The sequence below is a fragment of the Bacillus sp. ISL-77 genome (assembly GCF_018613105.1).
Map to the genome: position 1 here is coordinate 24,936 of NZ_JAGGQY010000049.1, position 19,659 is coordinate 44,594.

Genomic DNA, 19,659 nt, shown 5'->3' on the forward strand with positions numbered 1-19,659 from the left:
TAAGGGTAAAACCTGGAGATATCAAAAGGGAGGTAGGCCCCTTGCTGGATGTTAATAATTTTGAGTATATGAAGATTGGTCTTGCTTCACCGGACAAAATCCGTTCATGGTCTTTCGGAGAAGTCAAAAAACCAGAAACGATTAACTATCGTACATTAAAGCCTGAAAAGGATGGTTTATTCTGTGAACGAATTTTCGGTCCAACGAAGGACTGGGAATGTCATTGCGGGAAGTACAAGCGTGTCCGTTATAAAGGCGTTGTATGTGACCGCTGTGGTGTGGAAGTAACTCGTGCTAAAGTTCGTCGTGAACGAATGGGGCACATCGAGCTTGCTGCACCAGTTTCACATATATGGTACTTTAAAGGAATTCCAAGCCGAATGGGACTTGTTTTAGACATGTCACCAAGGGCTTTGGAGGAAATCATCTACTTTGCTTCTTATGTAGTGACGGAATCCGGTGATACAGCTCTTGATAAAAAGCAGCTATTATCTGAAAAAGAATATCGGGCATACCGTGAAAAGTACGGAAACAAATTCCAAGCTGCCATGGGTGCAGAAGCAATTAAAAAACTTCTTTTTGATATCGATTTAAACAAGGAAGTAGACGCCTTAAAAGAGGAATTAAAAAGTGCGCAAGGTCAGCGTCGTACGCGTGCGATTAAACGCCTTGAAGTGCTGGAAGCATTCCGTGGTTCTGGAAATGAGCCTTCATGGATGATTCTTGACGTTCTTCCAGTTATACCTCCTGAACTTCGTCCAATGGTTCAATTGGATGGGGGGAGATTTGCGACATCTGACTTAAACGATCTTTATCGTCGTGTAATAAACCGTAATAACCGCTTAAAGCGTTTGTTAGATTTAGGTGCTCCAAGCATTATTGTTCAGAATGAAAAACGGATGCTTCAAGAAGCTGTTGATGCCTTGATTGATAACGGCCGCCGCGGGCGTCCAGTTACAGGACCAGGTAACCGTCCATTGAAGTCACTTTCCCATATGCTAAAAGGAAAGCAAGGCCGTTTCCGTCAAAACTTGCTTGGAAAACGTGTAGATTATTCTGGACGTTCCGTTATCGTTGTAGGACCGAACTTAAAAATGTATCAGTGCGGACTTCCTAAAGAAATGGCGTTAGAACTATTTAAGCCATTTGTTATGAAGGAACTCGTTGAAAAGGGCTTAGCGCATAACATCAAATCTGCAAAACGTAAAATAGAAAGAGTATCTCCAGATGTGTGGGATGTACTTGAAGATGTAATCAGAGAGCATCCGGTATTATTAAACCGTGCCCCTACATTGCATAGATTAGGGATTCAAGCATTTGAACCAACACTTGTTGAAGGCCGTGCGATTCGTCTTCATCCTCTTGTATGTACAGCATACAATGCGGATTTTGATGGTGACCAAATGGCTGTTCACGTGCCGCTTTCATCAGAGGCACAAGCAGAAGCACGATTATTAATGCTTGCAGCACAAAATATCTTAAACCCTAAAGATGGTAAGCCTGTTGTTACTCCTTCTCAAGACATGGTTTTAGGTAACTATTACTTAACCTTGGAAAGAGATGGCGCTGTCGGTGAGGGAATGATTTTTAAAGACACGAACGAAGCAGTACTTGCTTATCAAAACGGCTATGTTCACATGCATACACGTGTAGCTGTCCATGCGGGCTCATTAGGAAATGAAACATTCACAGAAGAACAAAATAATAAGTTATTAATCACAACGGTTGGTAAACTTATTTTCAATGAAATTCTGCCAAAATCATTCCCGTATATTAATGAACCAACTAGACAGAATTTGGAAGTAGAAACACCTGTAAAATATTTTGTTGAAAAAGGCGAAGACATTAGGGCGAAAATTCAAGAAATGCCATTAATTGATCCGTTCAAAAAGAAAATCCTTGGAAATATCATTGCTGAAGTATTCAAGCGTTTCAAAATTACCGAAACGTCAAAAATGCTTGACCGCATGAAGGACTTGGGCTTTAAGCATTCAACGAAAGCAGGACTTACGGTTGGTGTAGCTGACATTGTCGTACTTCCTGAAAAGCAGGAAATTCTTAAAGAAGCACAAGGTAAAGTAGATAACGTTTTGAAGCAGTTCAGACGTGGTCTAATTACTGAAGATGAGCGTTACGATCGTGTTATTGCGATCTGGAGTGCCGCAAAAGACACCATTCAAGGTAAACTAATGAAATCCCTGAATAAATCGAATCCAATCTTTATGATGAGTGATTCCGGTGCCCGTGGTAACGCATCTAACTTTACCCAGTTAGCTGGTATGCGTGGTCTAATGGCCAACCCGGCTGGGCGAATTATTGAATTACCGATTAAATCAAGTTTCCGTGAAGGATTAACCGTATTAGAGTACTTTATCTCCACTCATGGTGCGCGTAAAGGTCTTGCTGATACTGCCCTTAAAACGGCTGACTCTGGTTACTTAACACGTCGTCTTGTTGACGTTGCACAGGATGTTATTGTCCGTGATGATGATTGTGGAACAGACCGTGGCTTTATAATCAGTGCATTAAAAGATGGAACTGAAATTATCGAAGGATTGGATGAACGTCTAATTGGCCGTCATGCACGAACTGCGATTAGACATCCAGAAACCAAGGAAGTACTTGTTCCTGAAAATGGCTTGATTACTGAGGATTTAGCAGAAATTATTGTCGAATCAGGTATTGAACAAGTAAAAATCCGGTCTGCGTTTACATGTAATACCCGTCATGGTGTATGTAAGAAGTGTTATGGCCGCAACTTGGCAACTGGTCAAGAGGTTGAGGTTGGTGAATCTGTAGGTATTATTGCAGCGCAATCCATCGGTGAGCCGGGTACACAGTTAACAATGCGTACTTTCCATACAGGTGGTGTTGCGGGAGACGATATTACTCAAGGTTTACCGCGTATCCAAGAGATTTTTGAAGCTCGTAACCCTAAAGGTCAAGCAGTTATCACTGAAATTGAAGGTGTTGTTGTTGGAATTAATGAAGGCCGTGATCGCCAACATGAAATTGTTGTTCAAGGTGAAGTTGAATCACGCACCTACAATGCTCCATATACAGCACGCTTGAAAGTGGCAGTAAATGATCATGTCGCTCGTGGTGAAGAACTAACTGAAGGTTCGATTGATCCGAAAGAGTTAATCAGAGTAAAAGATGTTACCTCTGTTCAAGAGTACCTATTAAAAGAAGTACAAAAGGTTTACCGTATGCAAGGGGTAGAAATTGGTGATAAGCACGTTGAAGTAATGGTCCGTCAAATGCTGCGCAAGGTTCGTGTGGGGGATGCTGGTGAAACAGATGTTCTTCCAGGAACGCTTCTTGATATCCATCAGTTTACTGATGCGAATGAAAAGGCATTGTTAGCTGGCAAATTACCGGCTACAGGTCGTCCAGTATTACTTGGTATTACCAAAGCGTCGCTTGAAACTGATTCATTCCTATCTGCAGCATCGTTCCAAGAAACAACAAGAGTTCTTACCGATGCAGCTATCAAAGGTAAACGTGATGAATTACTAGGTCTAAAAGAAAATGTTATTATAGGAAAGCTGATTCCGGCTGGAACAGGGATGCCGCGTTATCGTAAAGCTGAGCCTGTACTCCGTGATACCACTTCTGAAGAAACAGTTACTATTGATTAATAAAATATGGTTAATGTCTAGCTCCAGCGCCTAGGGGCTCGAGGTCATAAGCCAATCCGTCGGGAAGGTTATAAAGCAACCTTCCCGTCGGCTCGTCTTATGCTTGTCGCCCCTGATCAAGGCGCTTGCGCTTTTCGATATTCCTTATTTTAAGAAATTATCTAAAGTCGTGTTGACATCCATTTGCAAAGATGGTACTATATCAAAGGTGCTCCTATTCACCTGATACTTTGGAGGATATGAATTATGTCTTATGAAAAAGTATTGCAGGCACGAAAGTTCGTTATAGGAACAAAACAAACAGTCAAAGCACTTAAAGATGGTAATGTGCGAGAGTTGATTATAGCAAGTGATGCTGATGCGAAAGTAACAGCAGCAGTTGTTAAAGAAGCTCTTGATATAAATGTTCCTATCCTCTATGTTGACTCGATGAAAAAACTCGGGAAGGCATGTGGGATTGAAGTTGGTGCTTCAACTGTTGCAATTATCAGCTAAAAGCGTTTTTGTAGATAGCAAGTCTGCAAAAACTTTGTTTTTGCGAAAAAATGAACCACCTGGATGTGTGGGCTTACAATTAATGAAGGGAGGAAACACAAATGCCTACTATTAACCAATTAGTGCGCAAGCCTCGTCAATCTAAAGAGGAAAAGTCAAAATCACCTGCGTTAAATAAAGGTTATAACAGCTTCAAAAAATCACAAACGAATGTATCATCACCACAAAAACGCGGTGTATGTACTCGTGTTGGTACAATGACTCCAAAGAAACCAAACTCAGCGTTACGTAAATATGCGCGTGTACGTTTGACTAATGGTATTGAGGTGACAGCATACATTCCTGGTATTGGACACAATCTTCAAGAGCACAGCGTTGTTCTTATCCGTGGAGGACGTGTAAAGGATTTACCAGGGGTACGTTATCACATCGTACGTGGAGCACTTGATACAGCTGGTGTAAACAACCGTATGCAAGGACGTTCTAAATACGGTACTAAGAGACCAAAAGCAGCTAAGAAATAAAACAACTTAAATAGAAGCTTCTTTGAAAGGAGGAAATATAATGCCACGTAAAGGTCCTGTAGCAAAAAGAGACGTGTTACCAGATCCACTTTATAACTCTAAATTAGTTACTCGTTTAATCAACAAAATGATGGTTGACGGTAAAAGAGGTAAGTCACAAGAAATTCTTTACTCAGCGTTCGATACAATTCGCGAACGTACTGGCAAAGAGCCGATGGAAGTTTTTGAAGCAGCTCTTAAAAACATCATGCCTGTACTTGAAGTAAAAGCTCGCCGTGTAGGTGGTGCTAACTACCAAGTTCCAGTTGAGGTGCGTCCTGACCGCCGTTCAACTCTAGGTCTTCGTTGGTTAGTGAATTATTCACGTAACCGTGGAGAAAAAACGATGGAAGAGCGTTTAGCTAATGAAATCATGGATGCAGCAAACAACACAGGTGCATCTGTTAAAAAGCGTGAAGATACACACAAAATGGCAGAAGCAAACAAAGCGTTTGCTCACTATCGTTGGTAATCTAACCTTCAATATAAAAACTTTCAAACTAGGAAGGAGAAAGACCCAATGGCAAGAGAGTTCTCCTTAGCAAACACTCGTAATATCGGTATCATGGCTCACATTGATGCCGGTAAAACGACTACCACTGAGCGTGTTCTTTATTACACTGGTCGTATCCATAAGATTGGTGAAACACATGAAGGTGCATCTCAGATGGACTGGATGGAGCAAGAACAAGAACGCGGAATTACAATCACTTCCGCTGCAACAACAGCACAATGGCATGGCCATCGTGTAAACATTATCGATACACCAGGACACGTAGACTTCACCATCGAAGTTGAACGTTCACTTCGTGTACTCGATGGTGCGGTAGCTGTACTAGATGCACAATCAGGTGTTGAACCGCAAACTGAAACAGTTTGGCGTCAAGCAACCACTTACGGTGTACCACGTGTAGTTTTTGTTAACAAGATGGACAAAATCGGAGCAGATTTCTTATATTCTGTAAAGACATTACATGAACGTCTTGGTGCAAATGCACATCCGGTACAATTACCTATCGGCGCTGAAGATCAGTTTGAAGCAATCATTGACCTTGTGGAAATGAATGCTGTATTCTACGCAGACGACTTAGGTGAAAACATTGAAGTACGTGAAATTCCTGAAGAATATCGTGCTCAAGCTGATGAATACCGTGAAAAGTTAGTTGAAGCTGTGGCAGAGTTAGATGAAGAATTAATGGAAAAATACCTTGGTGGCGAAGAAATCACTAAAGAAGAGCTAAAAGCAGCGATTCGTAAAGGTACTGTTAATGTTGAATTCTACCCAGTCATTTGCGGGTCAGCTTTCAAAAACAAGGGTGTTCAGTTAATGCTTGATGCAGTAATTGATTATCTTCCATCTCCATTAGATGTACCAGCTATTAAGGGTACTCTACCAGATACGGATGAAGAAATTGAGCGTCACTCAAGTGACGAAGAGCCATTCTCTGCACTTGCATTTAAAGTTATGACTGATCCTTATGTTGGTAAATTAACATTCTTCCGTGTTTACTCTGGTACTTTAGAGTCTGGATCATATGTTCAAAACTCGACTAAAGGCAAGCGTGAGCGTGTTGGACGTATCCTACAAATGCATGCAAACAGCCGTCAGGAAATTTCAAAAGTTTATGCTGGAGATATTGCTGCTGCTGTTGGTTTGAAAGATACGACTACTGGTGATACACTTTGTGATGACAAAAACCTTGTTATCCTTGAGTCAATGGTATTCCCAGAGCCTGTAATCCAACTTTCAGTTGAACCAAAATCAAAAGCAGACCAAGATAAAATGTCTAATGCACTGCAAAAACTACAAGAAGAAGACCCATCTTTCCGTGCACATACTGACCAGGAAACTGGACAAACCATTATTGCTGGTATGGGTGAACTTCACCTAGATATTATCGTTGACCGTATGCGTCGTGAATTTAAGGTTGAAGCTAATGTAGGTGCTCCGCAGGTTGCATATCGTGAAACTTTCCGTTCTTCTGCATCAGTTGAAGGCAAGTTCGCACGTCAATCTGGTGGACGTGGACAGTATGGACACGTTTGGATTGAATTCTCACCTAATGATGAAGGTAAAGGATTCGAGTTTGTAAACGGTATTGTTGGTGGTGTTGTTCCTCGTGAATACATCCCTGCAGTACAAGCTGGTCTTGAAGATTCACTTGATCGCGGTGTTCTTGCTGGATATCCTTTAGTGGATATTAAAGCAAGACTATTTGATGGATCATACCATGATGTTGACTCATCTGAAATGGCTTTTAAAATTGCTGCTTCAATGGCATTAAAAAATGCTGCTTCTAAATGTAGTCCAGTAATACTTGAACCTATCATGAAGGTTGAAGTTATTATCCCTGAAGAATATTTAGGTGATATCATGGGGCAAATCACAGCCCGTCGTGGTCGTGTTGAAGGAATGGACGCACGAGGTAACGCTCAAGTAGTTCGTTCAATGGTTCCGCTATCTGAAATGTTTGGTTATGCTACATCTCTTCGTTCAAGTACACAAGGTCGTGGAGTATTCTCTATGCACTTTGATCACTATGAAGAAGTACCAAAATCAATTTCGGAAGAAATTATTAAAAAAAGTAAAGGTGAATAATTGATTTTCACCTTTTGATAAAGTATAACTACAATTGTAAGCAGTGGAAGCCGTGAATTTGGGCAACCCTATTCACGGCTTACATAAAAAACTAAACTTAAATTTTTATAATTTAGAGGAGGATTTCCTAATGGGTAAAGCTAAATTCGACCGTTCAAAGCCACACGTTAACATTGGTACAATCGGACACGTTGACCATGGTAAAACAACTTTAACAGCTGCAATCACTTCTGTTCTTGCTAAATCAGGTAAAGCAGAAGCACGTGCATACGATCAAATCGATGGTGCACCAGAAGAAAAAGAACGTGGTATCACAATCTCTACTGCACACGTAGAATATGAAACAGATGCTCGTCACTATGCACACGTAGACTGCCCAGGACACGCTGACTATGTTAAAAACATGATCACTGGTGCTGCGCAAATGGACGGCGGTATCCTAGTTGTATCTGCAACTGACGGCCCAATGCCACAAACTCGTGAACACATCCTTCTTTCACGTCAAGTAGGTGTACCATACCTTGTTGTATTCATGAACAAGTGTGACATGGTTGACGATGAAGAGCTTCTTGAATTAGTAGAAATGGAAATTCGTGATCTATTATCAGAATACGACTTCCCTGGCGATGACACTCCAGTTATCAAAGGTTCTGCACTTAAAGCATTAGAAGGCGAAGCTGCGTGGGAAGAAAAAATCAATGAACTTATGACTGCGGTTGATGAGTGGATTCCAACACCAACTCGTGACACTGACAAACCTTTCATGATGCCAGTTGAGGATGTATTCTCAATCACTGGTCGTGGAACAGTTGCTACTGGACGTGTTGAGCGTGGAGTAGTTAAAGTTGGGGATGTAGTTGAAATCGTAGGTTTCACTGAAGAGCCAAAATCTACTACTGTAACAGGTGTAGAAATGTTCCGTAAGCTTCTTGATTTCGCTGAAGCTGGTGACAACATCGGTGCCCTTCTTCGTGGTGTAGCACGTGAAGATATCGAACGTGGTCAAGTATTGGCTAAACCAAAGTCAATCACTCCACACACAAAGTTCAAAGCACAAGTTTATGTATTATCAAAAGAAGAAGGTGGACGTCACACTCCATTCTTCTCAAACTACCGTCCACAATTCTATTTCCGTACTTCTGATATTACAGGTATCTGTATGCTTCCAGAAGGTACTGAAATGGTTATGCCTGGCGACCACATCGAAATGACTGTTGAACTTATCGCTCCAATCGCTATCGAAGAAGGAACTAAGTTCTCTATTCGTGAAGGTGGACGTACAGTAGGTTCAGGTTCAATCACTACAATCACTGAGTAATTAGAAACTGCAGCTCCTTTGGTGCTGAGTGGATAATTATTAAACATATAAAGAGCAGATGGATGACGATCCATCTGCTTTTTTTGTTGTTTTAAAAAGGGTTTTAGATCGAGTTTCTTCTATATAAATATATGAACTTTCTTAATTGTCTAGCTTCAGCTCCCAGCGGCTAGTGGACTTCGCTCTTCTCCCTACGATAAGTCAACATCGAATCGCTAACGCACTTCGTGTTTCCTTTATCTCAGTCGAAGCGCTCCAGTCCATACGCCGCTAAACGGTCGCTTCCGCTTTTCTAATTAGGATATTTCTGGAGATTGATAATAATAGTTGATAAAGTGTATATCAGCCGCTATAATAGGAAAAGTGTTCGAAACAGAAGCATAAAAAAAAATCGTAATAAGTGTTGCGTTTGTTTTATGTTTTATGTATAATAGACAATGTTGGTCTTTGACTGCGATGATGTGGAAGGTTGCTGACACACCCGGCCGCTTTGCCATGGCGAGTGTGTGAGGGAAATTTTCACTGAGAATGTCTATTTAGAAAATAGGCGAATAAAGGAGGGAAAATAATGGCAAAACAAAAAATTCGTATCCGTTTAAAAGCGTATGATCACAGAATCCTTGATCAATCTGCAGAAAAAATCGTTGAAACAGCAAAACGTTCTGGTGCGGCTGTATCTGGTCCAATTCCGCTACCGACTGAAAAAACTATTTACACGATTCTGCGTGCGGTTCATAAGTACAAAGATTCACGTGAGCAATTCGAACAACGGACACATAAGCGTCTAATCGACATCGTTAACCCAACTCCACAAACAGTTGATGCGTTAATGCGTTTAGATTTACCATCTGGTGTTGATATCGAAATTAAACTTTAATCAAAATAAATGATAAATAATCTAGGAGGTGTGACTTAAATGACCAAAGGAATCTTAGGAAGAAAGATTGGTATGACTCAAGTATTTGCTAGTAACGGTAACTTAATTCCTGTAACTGTAGTTGAGGTAGCTCCAAACGTAGTTCTTCAAAAGAAATCAGTTGACAGCGATGGATATGTTGCAGTTCAAGTTGGTTTTGAAGATAAACGTGAAAAGTTAGCTAACAAACCAGAAAAAGGCCATGTTGCTAAAGCAAACACTGCTCCTAAGCGCTTCGTTCGCGAATTCCGCGGAGATGACTTAGCAAGCTATGAAGTTGGTCAAGAAGTCAAGGTTGATATTTTCGCTGCTGGCGATATCGTAGATGTAACAGGAATCTCAAAGGGTAAAGGTTTCCAAGGTGTAATTAAGCGCCACGGACAATCACGCGGCCCAATGGCTCACGGTTCACGTTACCACCGTCGTCCTGGTTCAATGGGACCAGTTGCTCCAAACCGCGTATTCAAAGGTAAATTATTACCTGGCCGTATGGGTGGAGAACAAATCACTGTACAAAATCTTGAAATCGTAAAGGTTGATACAGAGCGTAACTTACTTTTAATCAAAGGTAATGTACCTGGCGCTAAAAAAGCTTTATTAAAAATTAAAGGTGCGATTAAAGCATAGTCACTTTTTAAGAAAGGAGGAACAAAGGAATGCCTAAAGTAGCATTATTAAACCAAACTGGATCACAAGTTGGTGATATCGAACTTAATGATTCTGTATTTGGTATTGAGCCTAACCAGCACGTATTATTTGAAGCAATTGTTATGCAAAGAGCTTCATTACGTCAAGGAACTCATAAAACTAAAATTCGTTCTGAAGTACGCGGCGGTGGTCGTAAGCCATGGCGTCAAAAAGGAACTGGACGCGCTCGTCAAGGGTCAATCCGTTCTCCACAATGGCGCGGAGGTGGTACTGTATTCGGTCCAACACCACGCAGCTACAGCTATAAATTACCGAAAAAGGTTCGTCGTTTAGCAATCAAATCTGCGCTTTCTTCTAAAGTGTTAGAAGAAAACATTTTAGTGTTAGATATCTTAGCTATCGATACTCCGAAAACGAAAGATTTCAAAACAGTATTAAACGGTCTTTCTGTTGAGAAAAAAGCATTAATCGTTACAGCTGACCTTGATGAAAATGTAGCACTTTCTGCTCGTAACATTCCTGGTATCACAGTAGTAACAGCAGATGGAATTAACGTATTAGATGTTGTTAATCATGAGAAGTTAATCATGACTAAAGCAGCGGTTGAAAAAGTAGAGGAGGTGCTTGCATAATGGATGCACGCGATATCATTAAGCGCCCCGTTATCACTGAACGTACTACTGACCTAATGGCTGAAAAGAAATATACATTTGAAGTTGATGTGAGAGCTAACAAAACACAAGTTAAAGATGCAATCGAAGAAATCTTTAGCGTTGATGTTGAGAAAGTAAACATCATGAACTACAAAGGTAAATTTAAGCGTATGGGAAAATTCGGTGGTTACACAAATAAACGTCGTAAAGCAATTGTAAAATTAACTACTGATAGCAAAGAAATCGAATTCTTTGAAGCATAAGAACCTATCAAGAAGAGGAGGGAAAAAAAATGGCGATTAAAAAGTACAAACCTACCTCCAATGGTCGTCGCGGAATGACTACTTCTGATTTCGCAGAAATCACAACTAGCACTCCAGAAAAATCTCTATTAGCACCTGTAAAGAGAAAAGGCGGCCGTAATAACCAAGGTAAGTTAACTGTTCGTCATCAAGGTGGCGGTCATAAACGTCAATACCGTTTAATTGACTTTAAACGTAACAAAGATGGCATACCTGGACGCGTTGCTACGATCGAATACGATCCAAACCGTTCTGCAAATATCGCGTTAATCAACTATGTGGATGGAGAAAAGCGTTATATCTTAGCTCCTAAAAACCTAGTAGTTGGATTGGAAGTAATGTCTGGCCCTGAGGCTGATATTAAAGTGGGTAACGCACTTCCACTAACAAACATTCCTGTTGGTACAGTAGTACACAACATCGAGTTAAAACCAGGAAAAGGCGGCCAGTTAGTTCGTTCTGCTGGAACAAGCGCACAAGTACTTGGTAAAGAAGGAAAATACGTACTAGTACGTTTAAATTCTGGTGAAGTTCGTATGATTCTTGCTGAATGCCGTGCAACAATCGGTCAAGTAGGTAACGAACAACACGAATTAATTAACATTGGTAAAGCAGGACGTAATCGTTGGTTAGGCAAGCGCCCAACTGTACGTGGATCTGTTATGAACCCTAACGATCACCCACACGGTGGTGGTGAAGGACGTTCACCAATCGGACGTAAGTCACCAATGTCTCCATGGGGTAAACCAACTCTTGGTTACAAAACTCGTAAAAAGAAAAACAAATCAGATAAGTTTATCGTACGTCGTCGTAAAAAATAACGTGATTATCCTACGGTTCAAAGAAAGAACCGTAGAACAGTCACGAAGGGAGGTTCCTTCATGGGTCGCAGCTTAAAAAAAGGACCATTTGTTGATGATCATTTAATGGTTAAGGTAGAAAAGTTGAACGAGACTGAAAGCAAACAAGTTATTAAAACTTGGTCACGCCGTTCTACAATCTTCCCACAATTTATTGGCCACACTATCGCTGTATATGATGGTCGCAAACACGTGCCTGTATATGTTACTGAAGACATGGTAGGACACAAGCTTGGAGAATTTGCTCCAACTCGTGCTTACAAGGGCCATGGTAATGATGACAAGAAAACAAGACGTTAAGAGAGGAGGGCATCCAAATGCAAGCTAAAGCTGTTGCAAGAACAGTTCGTATTGCTCCTCGTAAAGCACGTTTAGTCGTAGATTTAATTCGAGGAAAGCAAATTGGTGAAGCTGTGGCGATTTTAAATCTCACACCTAAGGCTGCTTCTCCAATTGTTGAAAAAGTATTAAAATCAGCTATGGCAAACGCTGAGCACAACTATGAGATGGACGTTAACAACCTAGTTGTTGCACAAGCATTTGTTGACGAAGGACCAACGTTGAAACGTTTCCGTCCTCGCGCAATGGGCCGTGCAAGCCAGATCTTAAAGCGCACTAGCCACATCACAATCGTATTATCAGAAAAGAAGGAGGGATAAGCTGTGGGTCAAAAAGTAAATCCTGTCGGTTTGCGTATTGGAATCATCCGTGATTGGGAATCTAAATGGTACGCAGGCAAAGACTTCGCTACTCTTTTACACGAAGACCTTAAAATTCGTGAATACATCACGAAGCGTTTAAAAGATGCTTCTGTTTCCAAAGTAGAAATCGAACGTGCTGCAAACCGTGTAAACGTAACAGTGCATACAGCTAAGCCTGGTATGGTTATTGGTAAAGGCGGTACGGAAGTTGAAGCACTTCGTAAAGCACTAAATCAATTAACTGGCAAACGTGTTCACATCAATATCCTTGAAATCAAGAGAGCTGACCTTGATGCGAAACTTGTTGCTGAAAATATTGCTCGTCAATTAGAAAACCGTGTATCTTTCCGTCGTGCACAAAAGCAAGCTATTCAACGTGCTATGCGTGCTGGTTCGAAAGGTATTAAAACACAAGTATCTGGTCGTCTTGGCGGTGCAGATATCGCTCGTGCTGAACATTACAGCGAAGGAACTGTTCCACTTCATACACTTCGTGCAGATATCGACTATGCTACTGCAGAAGCCGATACTACTTATGGTAAGCTAGGCGTAAAAGTATGGATCTATAAGGGAGAAGTCCTTCCTACTAAGAAGAAAAATGCGGAAGGAGGCAAATAATCATGTTATTGCCAAAACGCGTAAAATATCGCCGTCAACACCGTGGTAACATGCGTGGTAACGCAAAAGGCGGTACTGAAGTAACATTCGGTGAATTCGGCCTACAAGCATTAGAAGCTTCATGGATCACGAATCGCCAAATCGAAGCAGCACGTATTGCGATGACACGTTACATGAAACGTGGCGGTAAAGTTTGGATTAAAATCTTCCCACACAAGCCTTACACTGCTAAACCTCTAGAAGTACGGATGGGTTCCGGTAAAGGTGCACCTGAAGGCTGGGTAGCTGTTGTTAAGCCTGGAAAAATCATGTTCGAAATTGCTGGCGTTTCTGAAGAGATCGCTCGTGAAGCACTTCGACTTGCAATGCACAAACTTCCTGTTAAGTGTAAGTTTGTTAAACGAGAAGAAATTGGTGGTGAATCAAATGAAAGCTAATGAACTTCGTGACCTAACCACTGCTGAAATTGAACAAAAAGTAAAATCTTTAAAAGAAGAACTTTTCAACCTTCGCTTTCAATTGGCGACAGGACAACTTGAAAACACTGCTCGCATTCGTGAAGTACGCAAAGCGATTGCTCGTATGAAAACAGTTGTTCGTGAAAGAGAAATCAGCGTTAACAAGTGATTATTGAAGGGAGGTTCACACAATGAGTGAACGTAACCAACGTAAAGTTTACACAGGACGCGTTGTTTCTGACAAGATGGATAAAACAGTAACGGTTCTTGTTGAAACACAAAAAAAGCATCCTTTATATGGTAAACGCGTTAAGTACTCTAAAAAGTATAAAGCTCATGATGAGCAAAACGAAGCAAAAATCGGCGATGTAGTACGTATCATGGAAACTCGTCCGCTTTCAGCTACTAAGCGTTTCCGTTTAGTTGAAGTTGTAGAAAAAGCAGTTATTATTTAATTGTTCGGATTAAGCTTCATTCCGAAGGGAGGTTACACACATGATTCAACAAGAATCACGTTTAAAAGTTGCTGACAACTCTGGTGCTCGTGAGGTACTAACGATTAAAGTTCTTGGTGGTTCAGGTCGCAAGTTTGCTGGTATTGGTGATGTTATCGTCTGTACAGTAAAACAAGCAACACCAGGTGGCGTTGTTAAAAAAGGTGACGTTGTTAAAGCAGTTATTGTTCGTACAAAGAGCGGTGCTCGTCGACCTGACGGTTCATACATTCGTTTTGATGAAAACGCATGTGTAATTATCAAAGATGATAAGAGCCCACGCGGTACTCGTATCTTCGGACCAGTTGCCCGTGAACTTCGCGACAACAACTTTATGAAAATCGTTTCTCTAGCTCCAGAAGTACTATAATTTAAATTCAAATGCCTTTAAGGAGGTGCTTAATGATGCATGTGAAAAAAGGTGACAACGTAAGAGTCATCTCTGGAAAGGATAAAGGCAAAACAGGAGTAGTCCTTGCTGCTTATCCTAAAGATAGCCGTGTACTAGTAGAAGGTGTGAACATTGCAAAGAAACACTCAAAACCTTCTCAAGTGAATCCACAAGGCGGTATCATCAGCTTTGAGGCTCCAATTCATGTATCGAACGTAATGCCTATCGATCCTAAGTCTGGTAACCCGACTCGTGTAGGTTCCACTACGGTAGATGGCAAAAAAGTACGCGTAGCAAAATCCGGTGAAATTTTAGATAAATAGTTCAAAATTAAGAAGGGAGGTACAATAAGTGAACCGCCTAAAAGAAAAATTTGTTAAAGAAGTTACTCCTGCTCTTATGAGCAAGTTCAACTATAAATCAGTTATGGAAGTTCCTAAACTTGATAAAATCGTCGTGAATATGGGCGTTGGTGACGCAGTTGCAAATGCAAAGGCACTTGATAATGCAGTTGAAGAACTTTCAACGATCACAGGTCAAAAACCAGTCGTGACACGTGCGAAAAAATCTATCGCTGGCTTCCGCCTTCGTGAAGGTATGCCAATCGGTGCAAAAGTTACACTTCGCGGTGAGCGCATGTACGAATTCTTGGATAAATTAGTTTCTGTTTCTTTACCTCGTGTACGTGACTTCCGTGGTATTTCTAAAAAAGCATTCGACGGTCGCGGTAACTATACATTGGGAATTAAAGAACAATTAATTTTCCCTGAAATTGATTACGATAAAGTAAGCAAGGTTCGTGGTATGGATATCGTTATCGTAACGACTGCTAAAACTGATGAAGAATCTCGTGAACTTTTAACTCAATTTGGAATGCCATTCCAAAAGTAATCGTTAAATAATGGAGGCGAAAACGTGGCTAAAAAGTCAATGATTGCGAAACAAAAGCGCACGCCTAAATATGCAGTACAAGAGTATACACGCTGCGAACGTTGTGGCCGTCCACACTCTGTATACCGTAAATTTAAGCTTTGTCGTATTTGTTTCCGCGAATTAGCGTACAAAGGACAAATTCCTGGTGTTAAAAAAGCTAGCTGGTAAAACCCAAGTCTGGGAAGGAGGTAAAAATAATGGTCATGACAGATCCAATTGCTGATATGCTTACTCGCATTCGTAATGCGAATATGGTGCGTCACGAAAAGTTAGAAGTGCCTGCTTCTAATATGAAAAAAGAAATTGCTGAAATTTTAAAGCGCGAAGGTTTCGTACGTGACGTCGAATTTATCGAAGACAACAAACAAGGTATCATCCGTATCTTCCTAAAATACGGTGCTAGTAATGAACGTGTTATTACTGGTCTTAAGCGCATAAGCAAGCCTGGACTTAGAGTTTACGCAAAATCAACTGAGGTACCACGCGTTCTTAACGGTCTTGGTATCGCATTAGTATCAACATCACAAGGTGTTATTACAGATAAAGAAGCTCGTGCAAAACAAGTCGGCGGAGAAGTATTAGCTTACGTTTGGTAATTGAGCTTTTGAATGAATGGAGGTGCACTAAATGTCTCGCGTAGGAAAAAAACCAATTGTTATTCCAGCAGGAGTTACAGTTACTTTAAATAATAGTACTGCTACAGTTAAAGGACCTAAAGGTGAACTTACTCGTACTTTCCATCCTGATATTACTATCAACGTGGAAGAGAATCTTGTAACAATCACTCGTCCTTCTGATGTAAAAGAACACCGCGCATTACACGGAACTACTCGTGCCGTGCTTGCGAACATGATTGAAGGTGTATCCACTGGCTTCACTAGAGGCTTAGAGTTAATCGGGGTTGGTTATCGTGCTCAAAAGCAAGGTACCAAGCTTGTATTAAACGTTGGATACTCTCATCCAGTTGAGATCGAACCTGAAGAGGGCCTTGAAATCGAGGTGCCTGCTAATACAAAAATCGTTATCAAAGGTACTGACAAAGAACGTGTTGGTGCATTAGCAGCGAATATTCGCGGAGTTCGTCCTCCTGAGCCTTATAAAGGTAAAGGAATTCGTTACGAAGGTGAATTTGTTCGTCGTAAAGAAGGTAAAACTGGTAAGTAATGCCTCATAGGTAAACGAAAGGAGTGACGTAAATGATTACGAAGCTTGATAAAAACGCTACTCGCAAGAAAAGACATGCTCGTGTTCGTGCGAAACTTAGCGGAACTTCAGCTCGTCCACGTCTAAATGTGTTTCGTTCTAACAAACATATTTATGCTCAAATAATTGATGACATTAATGGAGTAACTTTAGCAAGTGCTTCTACTTTAGATAAAGACTTTACTTTAGAATCAACTAATAATGTTGAAGCTGCTAAAATGATCGGTGAGTTAGTTGCTAAACGTGCGGTAGAAAAAGGTATCACTTCTATTGTCTTTGATCGTGGCGGATACCTATACCATGGACGTATTCAAGTATTAGCTGATGCTGCCCGTGAAAACGGCTTACAATTCTAAAAGACAAAGGAGGGACACAAAAAGATGCGTCGTATTGATCCAAACAAACTTGAACTAGAAGAACGCGTAGTCACGGTTAACCGTGTTGCGAAAGTTGTTAAAGGTGGACGTCGTTTCCGCTTCACAGCCCTTGTTGTTGTAGGCGACAAAAACGGTCACGTTGGTTTCGGTACTGGTAAAGCTCAAGAAGTACCTGATGCTATTCGTAAAGCCATCGAAGATGCAAAGAAAAACTTAATAGAAGTAGCTATGGTTGGAACAACCATTCCTCACCAAGTAATCGGACGTTTTGGTGCTGGTGAAATTCTTCTAAAACCTGCTTCAGAAGGTACAGGAGTTATCGCTGGTGGACCAGTTCGTGCTGTACTAGAGTTAGGCGGAGTAGCTGATATCCTTTCTAAGTCATTAGGAACAAATACTCCTATTAACATGGTTCGTGCAACAATTGATGGTTTAAAACAATTAAAACGTGCTGAAGACGTAGCTAAACTACGTGGTAAATCAGTAGAAGAACTGTTAGGATACGGGGGGAAATAAAATGGCGAATAAACTATTAGTTACCCTCACTCGCAGCGTAATTGGCCGTCCTGGCGATCAACGTGAAACAGTTAAAGCTTTAGGATTACGTAAATTGAATCAAACGGTTGAGCATCAAGATAACGCTGCTATTCGCGGTATGATTACCAAAGTTGCTCACCTTGTAACAGTTAAAGAACAATAATTTATTGTTTTCTTTCATAAGGAGGTGCCAATATGAAACTTCATGAACTAAAACCTGCTGAGGGTTCTCGTAAAGATCGTAAGCGTCTAGGACGCGGTATCGGTTCTGGTCAAGGAAAAACTGCCGGTAAAGGTCATAAAGGTCAAAACGCTCGTTCGGGTGGCGGTGTACGTCTAGGTTTTGAAGGTGGTCAAACACCTTTATACCGTCGTTTACCAAAACGCGGATTTACAAACTTCAGCCGTAAGGAATATGCAGTTGTAAATCTTGATGCTTTAAACCGCTTTGCTGAAGGTACAGAAGTTACTCCAGAACTTCTTATCGAATCAGGTGTAGTAAGTAACGAAAAAGCAGGAATCAAAATTCTTGCAAAAGGGAACGTAGAGAAAAAGTTGACTGTCAAAGCTCACAAATTCTCCTCTGCTGCTAAGGAAGCGATCGAAGCTGCTGGTGGAAACACTGAGGTGATCTAATGTTCCAGACAATCTCCAATTTTATGCGCGTGGGTGAGATAAGACAGAAGATCATATTCACCCTTTTAATGTTAGTCGTATTTCGATTAGGTACATTTATCCCAGTACCCAATGTAAATGCAGATGTACTTGCAAATCAAGATAAGCTTAGTGTTTTCGGTATTTTAAATACTTTTGGCGGTGGAGCTTTAAAACAATTCTCCATCTTTGCAATGGGGATTATGCCATATATCACTGCTTCGATCATTATACAGCTCCTGCAAATGGATGTTGTTCCTAAATTTACGGAATGGTCTAAGCAAGGGGAATCAGGTCGTCGTAAGATTGCTCAAATCACCCGATATTTCACAATAGTGCTTGGTTTTATCCAAGCATTAGGTATGTCCTATGGCTTTAATAATTTAGCCAGCGGTCAATTGATTGAAAATCCTGGAATTGCTACGTATCTTCTTATTGCAGTTGTCTTAACTGCAGGTACAGCATTTTTAATGTGGTTAGGGGAGCAAATTACTGAAAAAGGTGTTGGTAATGGAATTTCAATTATCATCTTTGCCGGTATCGTTGCTGGAATGCCATCAACTATTAATCAAATTTATGTACAGCAATTTGAGAATGCAGGAGAGGCATTATTCTTACGTATTGTTACTGTAGTTTTAATAGCACTTGCTGTTGTGGCAATTGTAGTTGGAGTTATTTTTATCCAACAAGCAAATCGTAAGATACCTATTCAATATGCTAAACGTGTGGTTGCTGGACGTAATCCTGTTGGAGGACAATCCACCCACATGCCATTAAAAGTTAATGCGGCGGGTGTAATTCCTGTAATCTTTGCGGTTTCATTCATTGTAACACCAAGAACGGTCGCATCATTTTTCCCAACTAATGATGTAACACTTTGGATTACAAAAGTATTTGATTATTCTCATCCAATCGGGATGACGTTATATGCTGCGTTAATTATCGCGTTTACTTATTTCTATGCATTTATCCAAGTTAACCCTGAACAAGCAGCGGAAAACTTGCAAAAGCAAAGCGGCTATATTCCAGGGATCCGTCCAGGAAAGAGTACGCAAGAATACTTAACACGCGTCTTATATCGTTTAACTTTCGTTGGTGCACTCTTCCTAGCAGTGATTGCTGTATTGCCTATGTTATTTATTAATTTAGCCAATCTGCCGCAATCGGCTCAAATTGGTGGAACAAGTTTGCTAATCGTTGTCGGTGTAGCATTAGATACGATGAAACAACTTGAAGCACAATTAGTTAAACGTCACTATAAAGGGTTTATAAAGTAAAGGTTTTGGGGGCCACTGCTC

28 protein-coding genes are annotated in these 19,659 nt (G+C 40.8%); all 28 read left to right on the plus strand.

From position 1 onward, the window contains the following. The first annotated feature begins 41 nt into the window (after positions 1-41). The 28 genes from rpoC (at position 42) to secY (ending at position 19,638) form a co-directional block, all read left to right on the plus strand. Positions 42-3,641 carry a DNA-directed RNA polymerase subunit beta' gene (gene rpoC / locus J7E77_RS20060; RefSeq protein WP_214716669.1) on the plus strand — a complete coding sequence of 1,200 codons (3,600 nt, stop codon included), beginning with the start codon at positions 42-44 and terminating at the stop codon, positions 3,639-3,641. A 246-nt stretch (positions 3,642-3,887) separates the two neighbouring features. Further along, positions 3,888-4,136, plus strand: a complete 249-nt coding sequence (locus J7E77_RS20065; RefSeq protein WP_214716670.1) for a 50S ribosomal protein L7ae-like protein — start codon at positions 3,888-3,890, stop codon at positions 4,134-4,136. Positions 4,137-4,237: 101 nt separating this feature from the next. After that, the gene (rpsL, locus tag J7E77_RS20070) at positions 4,238-4,660 is read left to right on the plus strand and encodes a 30S ribosomal protein S12 (RefSeq protein WP_026565517.1); all 423 of its coding nucleotides are present in this window, start codon (positions 4,238-4,240) and stop codon (positions 4,658-4,660) included. A 40-nt stretch (positions 4,661-4,700) separates the two neighbouring features. Further along, positions 4,701-5,171 carry a 30S ribosomal protein S7 gene (gene rpsG / locus J7E77_RS20075; protein ID WP_098933842.1) on the plus strand — a complete coding sequence of 157 codons (471 nt, stop codon included), beginning with the start codon at positions 4,701-4,703 and terminating at the stop codon, positions 5,169-5,171. Positions 5,172-5,219: 48 nt separating this feature from the next. Next, positions 5,220-7,298: an elongation factor G gene (gene fusA, locus J7E77_RS20080; RefSeq protein WP_214716671.1), complete on the plus strand. Its 2,079-nt coding sequence runs from the start codon at positions 5,220-5,222 to the stop codon at positions 7,296-7,298. A 130-nt stretch (positions 7,299-7,428) separates the two neighbouring features. Continuing rightward, entirely contained in the window at positions 7,429-8,616 is a 1,188-nt protein-coding gene (gene tuf / locus J7E77_RS20085) for an elongation factor Tu (RefSeq protein WP_088084983.1), read from the plus strand. Between the two features lie 568 nt (positions 8,617-9,184). Further along, the gene (gene rpsJ / locus J7E77_RS20090) at positions 9,185-9,493 is read left to right on the plus strand and encodes a 30S ribosomal protein S10 (RefSeq protein ID WP_066094693.1); all 309 of its coding nucleotides are present in this window, start codon (positions 9,185-9,187) and stop codon (positions 9,491-9,493) included. Positions 9,494-9,532: 39 nt separating this feature from the next. Further along, the gene (gene rplC, locus J7E77_RS20095; RefSeq protein WP_098933839.1) at positions 9,533-10,159 is read left to right on the plus strand and encodes a 50S ribosomal protein L3; all 627 of its coding nucleotides are present in this window, start codon (positions 9,533-9,535) and stop codon (positions 10,157-10,159) included. A gap of 29 nt (positions 10,160-10,188) precedes the next feature. Further along, positions 10,189-10,812, plus strand: coding sequence for a 50S ribosomal protein L4 (gene rplD / locus J7E77_RS20100; protein WP_168241503.1), 624 nt, complete (start codon positions 10,189-10,191; stop codon positions 10,810-10,812). After that, positions 10,809-11,096 carry a 50S ribosomal protein L23 gene (gene rplW / locus J7E77_RS20105; RefSeq protein WP_174523456.1) on the plus strand — a complete coding sequence of 96 codons (288 nt, stop codon included), beginning with the start codon at positions 10,809-10,811 and terminating at the stop codon, positions 11,094-11,096. Before rplD ends, rplW begins: the two co-directional genes overlap by 4 nt. A 29-nt stretch (positions 11,097-11,125) precedes the next feature. Continuing rightward, complete coding sequence (gene rplB, locus J7E77_RS20110) at positions 11,126-11,956, plus strand: 50S ribosomal protein L2 (RefSeq protein WP_088084986.1); 831 nt, start codon at positions 11,126-11,128, stop codon at positions 11,954-11,956. A gap of 60 nt (positions 11,957-12,016) precedes the next feature. Next, on the plus strand, positions 12,017-12,295 hold the full coding sequence (gene rpsS, locus J7E77_RS20115; protein ID WP_026565526.1) for a 30S ribosomal protein S19: 279 nt from the start codon (positions 12,017-12,019) through the stop codon (positions 12,293-12,295). 17 nt (positions 12,296-12,312) lie between these two features. Continuing rightward, positions 12,313-12,654, plus strand: coding sequence for a 50S ribosomal protein L22 (gene rplV, locus J7E77_RS20120; RefSeq protein WP_088084987.1), 342 nt, complete (start codon positions 12,313-12,315; stop codon positions 12,652-12,654). Positions 12,655-12,657: 3 nt separating this feature from the next. Beyond that, positions 12,658-13,314 carry a 30S ribosomal protein S3 gene (gene rpsC, locus J7E77_RS20125; RefSeq protein WP_214716672.1) on the plus strand — a complete coding sequence of 219 codons (657 nt, stop codon included), beginning with the start codon at positions 12,658-12,660 and terminating at the stop codon, positions 13,312-13,314. A 2-nt stretch (positions 13,315-13,316) separates the two neighbouring features. Continuing rightward, positions 13,317-13,751: a 50S ribosomal protein L16 gene (gene rplP / locus J7E77_RS20130; RefSeq protein ID WP_026565529.1), complete on the plus strand. Its 435-nt coding sequence runs from the start codon at positions 13,317-13,319 to the stop codon at positions 13,749-13,751. Continuing rightward, positions 13,741-13,941 (plus strand): 50S ribosomal protein L29, encoded by a 201-nt coding sequence (rpmC, locus tag J7E77_RS20135; RefSeq protein WP_007085282.1) that lies wholly within the window; start codon positions 13,741-13,743, stop codon positions 13,939-13,941. The genes rplP and rpmC overlap by 11 nt, the downstream gene beginning before the upstream one ends. Positions 13,942-13,963: 22 nt before the next feature. Further along, positions 13,964-14,227: a 30S ribosomal protein S17 gene (rpsQ, locus tag J7E77_RS20140; protein WP_088084990.1), complete on the plus strand. Its 264-nt coding sequence runs from the start codon at positions 13,964-13,966 to the stop codon at positions 14,225-14,227. 40 nt (positions 14,228-14,267) lie between these two features. Beyond that, positions 14,268-14,636, plus strand: a complete 369-nt coding sequence (gene rplN / locus J7E77_RS20145; protein WP_026565532.1) for a 50S ribosomal protein L14 — start codon at positions 14,268-14,270, stop codon at positions 14,634-14,636. Between the two features lie 35 nt (positions 14,637-14,671). Beyond that, complete coding sequence (rplX, locus tag J7E77_RS20150; protein WP_168245868.1) at positions 14,672-14,980, plus strand: 50S ribosomal protein L24; 309 nt, start codon at positions 14,672-14,674, stop codon at positions 14,978-14,980. A 28-nt stretch (positions 14,981-15,008) separates the two neighbouring features. Continuing rightward, a complete protein-coding gene (gene rplE, locus J7E77_RS20155) occupies positions 15,009-15,548 on the plus strand; it encodes a 50S ribosomal protein L5 (RefSeq protein ID WP_088084992.1) in 540 nt (179 codons plus the stop codon). Between the two features lie 24 nt (positions 15,549-15,572). Further along, a complete protein-coding gene (locus tag J7E77_RS20160) occupies positions 15,573-15,758 on the plus strand; it encodes a type Z 30S ribosomal protein S14 (protein WP_034676107.1) in 186 nt (61 codons plus the stop codon). A gap of 29 nt (positions 15,759-15,787) precedes the next feature. Beyond that, on the plus strand, positions 15,788-16,186 hold the full coding sequence (gene rpsH, locus J7E77_RS20165) for a 30S ribosomal protein S8 (protein ID WP_168241507.1): 399 nt from the start codon (positions 15,788-15,790) through the stop codon (positions 16,184-16,186). A gap of 31 nt (positions 16,187-16,217) precedes the next feature. Then, the gene (gene rplF, locus J7E77_RS20170; protein ID WP_088084994.1) at positions 16,218-16,754 is read left to right on the plus strand and encodes a 50S ribosomal protein L6; all 537 of its coding nucleotides are present in this window, start codon (positions 16,218-16,220) and stop codon (positions 16,752-16,754) included. Between the two features lie 32 nt (positions 16,755-16,786). After that, positions 16,787-17,149, plus strand: a complete 363-nt coding sequence (gene rplR / locus J7E77_RS20175; protein WP_088084995.1) for a 50S ribosomal protein L18 — start codon at positions 16,787-16,789, stop codon at positions 17,147-17,149. Between the two features lie 24 nt (positions 17,150-17,173). Next, entirely contained in the window at positions 17,174-17,686 is a 513-nt protein-coding gene (rpsE, locus tag J7E77_RS20180) for a 30S ribosomal protein S5 (protein ID WP_088084996.1), read from the plus strand. A 1-nt stretch (position 17,687) separates the two neighbouring features. Next, a complete protein-coding gene (gene rpmD / locus J7E77_RS20185; protein ID WP_088084997.1) occupies positions 17,688-17,870 on the plus strand; it encodes a 50S ribosomal protein L30 in 183 nt (60 codons plus the stop codon). A gap of 32 nt (positions 17,871-17,902) precedes the next feature. Then, positions 17,903-18,343 (plus strand): 50S ribosomal protein L15, encoded by a 441-nt coding sequence (gene rplO, locus J7E77_RS20190; protein WP_168241509.1) that lies wholly within the window; start codon positions 17,903-17,905, stop codon positions 18,341-18,343. Next, a complete protein-coding gene (gene secY / locus J7E77_RS20195) occupies positions 18,343-19,638 on the plus strand; it encodes a preprotein translocase subunit SecY (protein WP_214716673.1) in 1,296 nt (431 codons plus the stop codon). The genes rplO and secY overlap by 1 nt, the downstream gene beginning before the upstream one ends. Positions 19,639-19,659: the final 21 nt, after the last annotated feature.